At 38.0% G+C, this 11,746-nt stretch carries 7 protein-coding genes; all 7 read left to right on the plus strand.

Going from position 1 to position 11,746, the window contains the following annotated elements:
* Positions 1-206: 206 nt before the first annotated feature.
* The gene (locus N0B16_RS03870) at positions 207-3,107 is read left to right on the plus strand and encodes a SusC/RagA family TonB-linked outer membrane protein (RefSeq protein WP_262989410.1); all 2,901 of its coding nucleotides are present in this window, start codon (positions 207-209) and stop codon (positions 3,105-3,107) included.
* A 10-nt stretch (positions 3,108-3,117) separates the two neighbouring features.
* On the plus strand, positions 3,118-4,677 hold the full coding sequence (locus N0B16_RS03875) for a RagB/SusD family nutrient uptake outer membrane protein (protein WP_262989411.1): 1,560 nt from the start codon (positions 3,118-3,120) through the stop codon (positions 4,675-4,677).
* Positions 4,678-4,693: 16 nt separating this feature from the next.
* Entirely contained in the window at positions 4,694-5,542 is an 849-nt protein-coding gene (locus tag N0B16_RS03880) for a hypothetical protein (protein WP_262989412.1), read from the plus strand.
* A 26-nt stretch (positions 5,543-5,568) separates the two neighbouring features.
* Positions 5,569-7,029, plus strand: a complete 1,461-nt coding sequence (locus N0B16_RS03885) for a glycoside hydrolase family 30 protein (protein WP_262989413.1) — start codon at positions 5,569-5,571, stop codon at positions 7,027-7,029.
* Positions 7,030-7,038: 9 nt separating this feature from the next.
* Positions 7,039-9,261, plus strand: coding sequence for a beta-glucosidase BglX (bglX, locus tag N0B16_RS03890; RefSeq protein WP_262989414.1), 2,223 nt, complete (start codon positions 7,039-7,041; stop codon positions 9,259-9,261).
* 141 nt (positions 9,262-9,402) lie between these two features.
* Positions 9,403-10,212: a glycoside hydrolase family 16 protein gene (locus N0B16_RS03895; protein ID WP_262989416.1), complete on the plus strand. Its 810-nt coding sequence runs from the start codon at positions 9,403-9,405 to the stop codon at positions 10,210-10,212.
* 37 nt (positions 10,213-10,249) lie between these two features.
* A complete protein-coding gene (locus N0B16_RS03900) occupies positions 10,250-11,689 on the plus strand; it encodes a glycoside hydrolase family 30 protein (protein WP_262989417.1) in 1,440 nt (479 codons plus the stop codon).
* The last annotated feature ends 57 nt before the right edge of the window (positions 11,690-11,746 follow it).

Consider the following 11,746-nt stretch of genomic DNA (forward strand, 5'->3'; position numbering starts at 1 on the left):
GTGAAATATTCGACGATCGGGTACTCATTTTGGGGATTAATTTTAGTAAAAAATTGCTTTTTTAACGTTTTTTTGGAATAAATTTAGTGCTTTGAAGCCCCAAAAATAAAAGAAAAATTAAAATATTTATTAATATTATGTTAATTATTTAAAAAAAAATATATTTTTATTGTCTCAAAATGAGAATTAAAAAAAACTAACTGTATATGAATGTAAGAATATCTACAAGTTTAGGAGCGATAGCAGTGTTATATTTCACTGCCAGTTTTAAAGCTCAAACCTCCACTACAGACACAATTCAGAAAGAACAGAAAATTGAAGAAGTAGTGATGATTGGATATGGTACTCAAAAAAAGAGTAATGTCACAGGTGCTATTTCCAGTATTAAAGCAAGCGACATTGAGAACATTCCGACCGGAAAACCAGAACAGGTTCTGCAGGGTAGAGCTGCAGGTGTCAATGTGATTTCTAATTCCGGACAACCTGGAGCATCAGCAACGATTCGTGTAAGAGGTGTTACCAGTTATTCTTCAAATAACGATCCGCTTTGGGTGGTTGATGGTATCGTAGTGGATGGTATTGGATGGCTCAGTCAAAGTGATATTGAAAGTATTGAAGTATTAAAAGATGGAGCTTCTTCTGCTATCTATGGAGTTTCTGCTGCAAGAGGGGTTATCTTGGTAACCACTAAAAAAGGTAAAAAAGGAAAACTTAGTTTATCATACAATGGTTTCTTCGGGGTAAGTAACGCTGCAAGAAAACTGGATCTCCTAGATGCCACACAATATGCGACAGTGATTAATGAAGGTTTTGCAAATGACGGACAGGCTGTAAGATTCCAAAATCCGGCATCTTTTGGAAAAGGTACTGACTGGCAGGATGAAATTTTCGGAACTGGTGAAAGACAGAACCACGAGGTCAGTATACAAGGCGGAAATGAAAAATCTATTTATTTTGCTTCATTTGGGTATTATGATCAGACGGGTATCGTAATGAGTGATATTTCTTATTATAAAAGATTAACAGGACGTTTCAACTCGACACATAAGGTAACTGACTGGTTGACTGTGGGTCAGACTTTTGCGTATACTAATCAAAAAAATCAGGGGATTAATGCAAACGGCGAATTTGGTGGGCCTTTAAGTTCTGCGGTGAATTTGGATCCTACCACTCCTGTTGTTGTGACAGATTGGTCGCAGGTAAATCCTAGTTTATATACAGATCCGAATATCATAAGAGATGAAAACGGAAACCCTTACGGAATTTCACCATATGTAAACCAGGAAATGTCTAATCCAAGAGCATTTAGATATACACAATTAGGCAACAAGAACTGGTCGGACGACTTTATTGGCAATGTTTTTGCGGAAGTGAAATTTTTAGATCATTTTACATTTAAAACTTCATTAAATGGAAAAAAAGCGTATTGGGGAAGCCAAAATTTCACGCCACTGTACTATTTAAGTTCTACATACAGCAATTTACTTTTAAACAGTCTTAGCCGTACTACTCAAACCAAATTTGAATGGAGTTTTGAAAACACATTGAATTACCAAAATAAGTTTGGAAATCACAATTTTAATGTGCTTTTGGGAACAGGCTATTATGATTATAACATTGGATTTGGGCAAAGCGTTACACATAAAGGTCTCCCTATTAGCAGTTATGAAGATGCTTCTTTCAATTTTGATGTTCCTTTGGCCAACCAAACTTCCTCAGCATGGGATAATCAGGAATGGAATAAAGCTTCTTATTTCGGACGTTTAATTTACGATTTTAAAAACAAATACTTATTTACAGGTACCTTAAGGTATGATGGTTCGTCATTGTTTGGGGCAAATCATCATTGGGGAATATTTCCATCATTCTCTCTAGGATGGAATGTGGATAAGGAAAATTTCTGGCCGGAAAATAATATTATTAATAATTTAAAATTTCGTGGAGGTTACGGAACTTTAGGAAATGATGGTATTGATGCTTACAAATTCTCTAAATTCTATGTTTCCGACGCTAATTATACCAGCGGATCTGGAGGCGCAATAATTGGATATCTACAACGTGGTCTGGAAAATAAAGATCTAAAATGGGAAACTACCACACAAACCAATATTGCGGCAGATTTACGACTTTTTAATAATATTACTTTAACGGTTGATGTGTATGATAAAAAAACATCAGACATTCTTCGACCTGTTCAAATTCCAGGTTATGTGGGAGTTACTGGATCTTATATAGCCAATATTGGAGATATGAGCAATAAAGGGATTGAAGTAGAATTAGGCTACAAAAAAAATTGGAATGATTTCACGGTTTCTGTAAATACTAATTTTGCTTATAATAAAAATGAAGTTTTATCGCTTGAGCAAGGAACAAAATATCTGGATGGGGCAGGTTTCCAATCTATGGGAACGATACAGAGAATTGTAGTAGGTGATGCTTATAACTCTTTCTACGGCTTTAAAACTTTAGGGGTTTTCCAAAATCAGGCACAGATTGATGCTTATGTAAATTCTAATGGACAATTACTGCAAACAAATGCAAAACCTGGAGATTTTATTTGGGCAGACTCTAATGGTGATGGTGTAATCGATGATTTAGATAGAGTAAATCTGGGAAGCTCAATTCCTAAATATAATTTTGGAGCTACTTTAAATCTAAGTTATAAAAATTGGGATTTTATGGTATTCGGACAAGGTGCTGCTGGACACAAAATTTTCCAGGGGCTAAGAAGATTAGATATGCTGGATGCCAATTATCAAACCAAAATTTTAGACCGATGGACCGGAGAAGGCTCTACTAATGAAAATCCAAGATTAACAAGAGCAGATGTAAACAAAAATTATTCGAGACTGTCTGATTGGTATCTGCAAAAAGGAGATTATTTCCGAATTAAATTGGTCCAGTTAGGCTACACACTTCCGCAAGATACTACACAAAACTTCGGGGTGAGCAAGCTTAGGTTTTATGTAACTGCCGAAAACCTATTTACTTTCACAAAATATACAGGGTACGACCCTGAAATTGCAGCAGGAGATTCTTTTGGTATAGACAGAGCATTTTATCCGCAGGCAAGAACTTTTATGTTGGGAGCTAATATAACTTTCTAATCTTAATATAATGAAAAATAAAATTTTAAAAATATCAATAGCAGCTTCATTTTTAGTGAGTGTATCTACTCTTAATGTTGCTTGTAATAACGACAATTTAGAAGAAAAAGAGTACAAAGGAGCATTTGCCGGAGAAAACTTTTTCAGAAATGAGCAGGAATGTTTTTTTGGTCTTGTGGGAACATATGACGTAATGAGAAAATATGCAGGCGGGTTTGAAAATATGGTAACTTTTTTCAATGCAGCTTCAGATGATTTTTATGCAGGAGGTGGTAGTGCTACAGATGGAGCTGGTATTCAAGGCGCATCTAGTTTTCAGATTAACTCAGTTACAATGCCTGCAAGTTACTGGAAAGATTATTATCAGGGTATTGCAAGAGCAAATGATCTTATCCAAAATGCTCCGAAGGCATCGATGGATGAAAATTTGAAGCAACGTTATATTGCAGAGGCCAAAACTCTTCGGGCACTGTATTATTTTGATTTGTTAAGAGTTTTCGGAAATATTCCTCTTATTCTAAAACCCTTTGAAGCGACAGACGATTTTTATAATGTTCCGCAAGTGGCACCTGCACAGGTGTATGCTCAAATAGAAAAAGATTTAAACGAAGCTTTGCCTTTTCTTCCGATGACGGTAAGTGGAGATCAGAATGGAAGATTTACCAAGGGTTCAGCAAAAGCGCTTTTAGGTAAAGTATATTTATACGAAAATAAAAAGGCTGAAGCTGCTGCACAATTTGCAGATGTAAATGGAGCTCCTGGCGGAACCAGTCAATACGGATATAAGCTAGTTGCAAATTATAATGATCTCTGGAAAGCAGGAGCCGCACCAAGTGGAAACGCAGACCCGTATGAGTTTACTTCAGAATCTATTATTGAAGCATCTCACAGTGACCAAGGAAAATCTGATTGGGCTTTTTGGGGACAGGGCAAAGATGAAGGAAATTCTATTTGTGTGATGACTGCACCAAGATCTTATAACAGAATTAGCCAGACAAATCCTGCGAATAATGCGCCGGATGTAGTATCAGGTTGGGCCTTTAATACGATTACCACGGATCTATTTAATTTTATACAAAACGATCCTCGTGTAAATGCTACCGTTCTGAATATGAATGCATTAAAAGCGCAAGGTAAAGCGGATTATGCACCGGCTTATAAGGATACAGGTTATTTTCTTAATAAGTTTATGCCAACTTCAGATAAAAAATCCACTTTAGGGGTAACTGAACTTAATTATCGACAAAATTATATTGTTTTAAGATTAGCAGATACGTATTTGATGGAAGCAGAAGCGCTTAATGGTGTAGGTTCTAGAGCACAGGCCTTGTTAGATGCAGTGAGAGCAAGAGTAGGATTGGCATCTGTACCCGTTTCCCTTCAAGCGGTGAAAGATGAAAGAAGAAGAGAGCTTGCAGGTGAAGGACATAGATTTTTTGATTTGGTAAGATGGGGAGAAGCTTCTACAAAACTTGCTTCGAAAGGATTCATTGCCGGAAAAAATGAAATCATGCCTATTCCGTACACAGAACTTACAGGAACTATACTTAAACAAAATCCTGGTTATTAATTAAATATTAAAAATTATGATAAATAAATATATCAATAAAAGTCTTGTACTAGCTTCTTCAGTTTTCCTGTTGGCCAGCTGTACACCAGATACGGTTGAAGGAAACGGTATTGATCAAGGACCAATAGATGCATCATTTAAAATTACCAAAACTTCAGAAAATCATTATCTACTAAAAAGGAACTATAGTAATTATCTTAATTCAAGCTGGAATATTGATGATGACGGTTTCAATAACGGAAAAGGCGAACAAAACCTTTTTCTTCCTGATGCAGGTACGTATGTTATTCAGCACCAGGCAATTGGTATTGGTGGTGTTGTAGCTGGAACTGCAAGCGAAACGGTTGTCGTTCCGACATCAGATCCTATTTCCGGAAATATGGTACAGGGTGGAAGATTCGATACTCCTGCTGAAGCTGCAAAATGGACGATCCATAACATCAGTGCATCTGGTGCACAGTGGGTTATTGCTAACAAAAAAGCTACAATTGTAGCAAGCGGAAGTAATCAGCAGGGAATTTACCAGGCTGTGAATGTAGTGGCAGGACAAAAATATTCAATCGACTTAGTAGCGTCTTCCGATACTCCACTGATCAATACTTGGTTTGAAGTATATGTTTTGAATACAGCTCCAGTAAACGGTCAGGATATCAGTGGGACGATCTACAGAAATATCAATACATGGGATGGTTGCGGAACCGGCAAATTCAAAGGAAAAGTATCATCAGTTGGATGTAATGGTTCTAAAAACGGAGGGGTCTACACCGCAACAACGACAGGAACAGTATATCTGGAAATTAAATGTGGAGGAGGAACTGTCAACAGTTTAAGCATTGATAAAGTAGAATTCAGAAGAATGCAATAATTTAATCTTTGCACATAACTATTACTATGACATTACAATATTCATATAGTTTCTTTAGAGGTGCTGCACTTTGCGGTGTAGCACTTCTTTCTTTTTTTGCATGCAGCAGTGCTTCTTCTGATATTACTGGTAACGAAAATCCGGCTACCGGCGGCGGAAATACTTCCGGAGATCCGGTAGAAGTCTGGTTAACCAAAGGAGACCAATCCGTCAAGCTTCAGCAGCAAAGCACAGCTTATTTTTCATCTTCTCCATCTACAGGTACAACCATCGACATTGATGGTTCACAAGTTTACCAAACCGTTGACGGTTTTGGATATACGTTAACAGGAGGAAGCGTTGCCGTGATTAATCAGCTGTCGGCTTCTAAAAAACAGGAATTACTGAATGATCTTTTCAGCAGCTCAGGAATAGGAGTAAGCTATCTTAGAATCAGCATCGGAGCTTCAGATCTTAACAGTGAGGTTTTTACCTATAACGATATGCCTTCCGGACAGACCGATCCTGCACTTTCACAATTCAGTTTAACGAAAGACCAGGCTTTGGTTCAGATGCTGAAAGATATTTTGATCATTAATCCGAATATCAAGATTTTGGCCACACCTTGGACAGCTCCTGTATGGATGAAAGACAACGTAAACAGCATCGGAGGAAGTTTAAAAACAGAATATTACGGGACATATGCACAGTATTTTGTAAAATATATTCAGGCAATGCAGTCGCAGGGAATCAGAATTGATGCCATCACTCCCCAAAACGAGCCGTTACATCCCGGGAATAATCCAAGTATGTATATGACAGCGGCCAATCAGGCGACTTTTATTAAAACCTATTTGGGGCCGGCTTTTCAGGCTGCTAATCTGAGCACAAAGATTATTGCGTATGATCATAATTGTGACAATGTTGTTTATCCCATAAGTATTTTAAATGATACAGCCGCAAATCCTTATGTGGACGGATCTGCGTTTCATCTTTATGCAGGTGATATTTCAGCTTTAAGTACTGTTCATAATTTATTTCCTAATAAGAACGTTTATTTTACAGAACAATGGACCAGCTCTGTAGGAACCTTTTCAGGAGATTTAGACTGGCATGTGACAAATGTCATCATCGGATCCATGAGAAACTGGAGCAAAACCGCATTAGAATGGAATGTGGCAAACGACGCTTCTTTCGGGCCTCATACAACAGGGGGCTGTACACAATGTAAAGGGGCAATTACAGTTACGGGAGCTTCTGGCTATGAAAAAAATGTTGCCTATTATATCATTGCTCACGCATCCAAATTCGTTCCTGTAAATTCTCAGAGAATTGCTTCTACAGAAGCAGATAATCTCTCAACGGTAGCCTTTAAAACTCCGGCAGGGAAAACGGTTTTAATTGTACAGAACGGCAATTCAGGGAATAAAGCTTTTAATATTAAGTATAATCAAAAAACAGCACCTGTCACTATTTCGGGAAATTCAACAGCGACTTATATTTTTTAAAATAAAATAATGAAGAAAATTTCTCTCTTACTATTGTTTACGGCATTTGGAATCAATGTATGCGGACAAAAGACAATCGATCAGAAAGTTACCGAACTATTGTCTAAAATGACGTTGGAAGAAAAAGTAGGACAGCTGGTTCAATACAGCGGTTTTGAATATGCTACCGGTCCTCAGAATTCCAATTCGGCAACAGTTTTAGATGAAATTAAAAAAGGGAAAGTCGGTTCCATGCTGAATGTAGCGGGAGCCGATGAAACCAGAAAATTTCAGGAATTAGCCTTACAATCAAGATTAAAAATCCCTTTATTATTCGGGCAGGATGTAATTCACGGATACAGAACGACATTTCCGGTGAATCTTGGTCAGGCTGCAAGCTGGGATTTAAGTTTAATAGAAAAATCTGAAAGAATTGCCGCAACGGAAGCTTCCGCATACGGAATTCACTGGACTTTCGCACCCATGGTCGACATAGCAAGAGATCCGAGATGGGGAAGAGTCATGGAAGGTTCGGGCGAAGATACGTATTTGGGGACCCGAATTGGTTTGGCAAGAATCAAGGGGTTTCAGGGAAAAGGTTTGGGAAATCTCGACGCAATTATGGCCTGTGCAAAACATTTTGCCGCGTACGGAGCCGGAGTGGGCGGAAGAGATTATAATTCGGTTGATATGAGTGTAAGACAGTTGAACGAAACCTATCTCCCACCTTTCAAAGCGGCTGCAGAAGCCGGAGTTGCCACTTTTATGAATTCTTTTAACGATATTAACGGAATTCCTGCAACCGCAAACCATTATATTTTAAGAGATTTACTAAAAGGAAAATGGAACTATAAAGGTTTTGTAGTTTCAGACTGGGGAAGCATTGGCGAAATGGTTTCTCACGGGTATGCAAAAGACAATAAAGAAGCCGCCGAAAAAGCCATTAACGCAGGAAGCGATATGGATATGGAAAGCCGCGCTTACATGACTGAACTTCCGGCTTTGGTGAAAGAAGGAAAAGTTGATGCTAAACTAATTGATGATGCAGCAAGAAGAATTCTTATTAAAAAATTTGAAATGGGATTATTTGATGATCCTTACCGATTTAGTAACGAAAAAAGACAGACAGAGCAGTTAAACAATCAGGAAAACAGAAAATTCGGAAGAGAATTTGGTTCAAAAAGCATTGTCTTATTAAAAAATCAAAAGAATATCCTTCCACTCTCAAGATCTACAAAAACGATTGCTTTAATCGGCCCGTTCGGAAAAGAAACTGTTGCCAATCACGGTTTCTGGTCGGTTGCTTTTAAAGATGATAATCAAAGGATCGTCACTCAGTTTGACGGAATCAAAAATCAGCTGGAAAAAAGCTCTGCTTTATTGTATGCAAAGGGTGCCAATGTTGATGATCAGGACAGATCAATGTTTGCTGACGCAGTGGAAACTGCAAAAAAAGCAGATGTTGTTATTATGACTTTAGGGGAAGGTTCTGCAATGAGCGGTGAGGCGAAAAGCAGAAGCAACCTGCATTTTACGGGAGTACAGGAAGATTTATTGAAAGAAATTGCAAAAACCGGAAAGCCGATTGTTTTGATGATCAATGCGGGACGACCTTTGGTTTTTGATTGGGCGGCAGACAATATTCCTACGATTGTCTACACTTGGTGGCTGGGAACGGAGGCCGGAAATTCCATCGCGGATGTTCTTTTCGGAACGGTAAACCCGGGTGGAAAACTGCCGATGACTTTCCCAAGAACAGAAGGCCAGATTCCTGTTTATTACAATCATTACAACACGGGAAGGCCAGCGAAAAATAATACAGACAGAAATTACGTTTCGGCGTACATCGATCTAGATAATGATCCCAAATTTCCTTTTGGCTACGGTTTAAGCTATACTCAATTCAAATATTCTGATATGAATGTAAGTTCGACAAATCTCAAAGGAAATCAAACCTTAAATATCAGCGTAAATATTACCAACACCGGAAAATATGATGGGGAAGAAGTAGCGCAGCTGTACATCAGAGATCTTGTAGGAAAAGTAGTAAGGCCTGTCAAGGAACTGAAAGGATTTCAGAAAGTAATGATCAAAAAAGGAGAAAGTAAAACGCTAAACTTTACGCTGACTCCTCAAGATTTAAAGTTTTATGACGATCAGTTAAATTTTGATTGGGAAGCCGGAGAATTTGATATTATGGTCGGAACCAATTCCCAGGATGTTCAGACCAAAAGAATTAATTGGTCAAAATAATCATTTTTGTATCAATAGGAGCGGGCTTTAGCCCGCTTTTAGAGGTAAAGGGCATTGGGTTTTAACCAAATTTATAAATTATTTATTTGTGATTTGTTTAAAGCAGTAATGAGATTATATGTAAACAAAAAAAATCCATTTATGAAGAGTAGAATTCAATATGTTTTCAATTTAATCATCGGAGGAACTTTAGTTTTTTCTCTTTTAAGTTGTGTTTCAAACAAACCGGATTCCAACAGAAAATTAATCTGGAGTGATGAATTCAACGGAAAAGGTTTACCTGATGCTACAAAATGGAATTACGATGTCGGAGGTGGCGGTTACGGAAACGAGGAAGCCCAGTTTTACACCAAAAACCGTTTGGAAAATGCAAGAACCGAAAACGGAAACCTGATAATTGAAGCCAGAAAAGAAAACTGGGAAAACAATAAATATACATCTGCAAGACTTTTGACGAAAGGCAAGTTTTCTTTTCAATATGGTACGGTTGAGGTCAGAGCAAAACTTCCGAAAGGCCGCGGAACCTGGCCCGCAATCTGGATGATGAGCGAAAATATGAAAAAATGGCCCTATGACGGAGAGCTTGATATTATGGAGCATGTTGGTTATAATCAGGGCTATATCCATGCATCGGTTCATACCAAAAAGTATAATCATGTCATCGGTACACAAAAAACCGATACGCTGTTTGTGAAAGACGCCAGTGAAAAATTTCACATATACAAAGCCGACTGGACGCCTGAAAAAATTGATTTTTATATCGACGATCAAAAATTTTTCACGTACGAAAATAAAGAAAAAACATATGAGACCTGGCCTTTTGACCAGCCATATTTTATCATTTTAAATTTAGCAGTCGGTGGTTTCTGGGGTGGAAAAGAAGGAATTGATGATACGGTTTTTCCTCAGAAATACTACATCGATTACGTAAGGGTTTATAACAATAAATAATGAAGCGAGCTTTTTGCTCAAAAATTTAGAGAGAATTATGAAGAAATTAATAGTAAGCTGTTTTGTATTGGGAGCGTTTTTCAATGCCAATGCTCAGAATTACTGGAAAAAAAATGCGGGAAAAACAGCAAAAGTCATTTTTACGCAGGCTAAAACCAACGAAAAAATGGTTGATAAAGGAGCGGTAAAATTTGAAAAAATGGATCAGCCAAAAGAAACCGATGCCTGTGTTTTTGTAGACCCCGACTTTAAGTATCAAAAATTAATCGGAATCGGCGGAGCCATTACAGATGCCGCCGCGGAAACTTTGTATAAGCTCCCAAAGAATAAGCAGAAAGAAATTATTGAGGCATATTACGGAAAAAACGGGTTGGGATATACTGTTGTTCGCACCAATATGAATTCGTGTGATTTCTCCAGTGATTCTTATACTTATATATCTGAAAACGACACTTCATTAAAATCGTTCAATGTAGCGCATGATGAAAAGTATAAGATTCCGATGATAAAAGAGGCTCAAAAAGCTATCGGGAATAATTTTACATTTTATTTTTCTCCGTGGAGTCCGCCCGCCTGGATGAAATCGAATAAAAGCCTGCTGAAAGGGGGGAGATTAGAAAATCAATATTATCAAACCTGGGCAGAGTATTATGTAAAATTCATTAAAGAATACGAAAAAAGAGGTATCAATGTTTGGGGGTTGACCGTTCAGAACGAACCGATGGCGACGCAAACGTGGGAATCATGTATTTATACTGCGGAAGAAGAAGGCGGTTTTCTTAAAAATAATCTTGGACCAACCCTTTGGAAAAACGGCTTTAAAGATAAAAAAGTGATGATCTGGGATCATAACCGGGATTTGATGTACCAGAGAGCAACCACAACATTGAGCGATCCCGAAACTTCGAAATACACTTCCGGAATCGCCTATCACTGGTACGAAACATGGAATAATAAAACACAGCTTTTTGATAATTTATCAGAAACACAAAGAGCTTTTCCGGATAAGTTTCTGGCTTTTACGGAAGGCAGTAAAGAGCAGTTCGATTTTTCAAAGATTTATGATGTAAGCATAGGCGAACTGTACGGAAGAAATATGATCAACGATTTCAATAAAGGAACCGCTTTATGGACCGACTGGAACGTGCTTCTAGACGAAACCGGCGGACCAAACCACGTTGGAAACTTTTGTTTTGCGCCTATTATCGCGGATACCAAAACCGGAGAAGTGCATTATACCTATGAATATTATTATGTGGGGCACGTTTCAAAATTCGTTAAGCCCAACGCGCAAAGAATCGGAAGCTCATCCAACAGGGCCGCATTAACCTCGACTACTTTCATGAATGAAAACGGACAGCTGGTTACAGTGATTATGAATGATTCAGACAATGACATTGATACGCATCTCTGGATCGAAGGAATGGCTGCAAAACTTTCTGCACCCGCCCATTCTATACAAACCGTAATTTTATAGACTTCATATTAACATTTTTATTAGGATCGGCGGCACCGTAGGTGCCGCCGATTTGTT

It is taken from the genome of Chryseobacterium gilvum (assembly GCF_025628965.1).
GTDB lineage: Bacteria > Bacteroidota > Bacteroidia > Flavobacteriales > Weeksellaceae > Chryseobacterium > Chryseobacterium gilvum.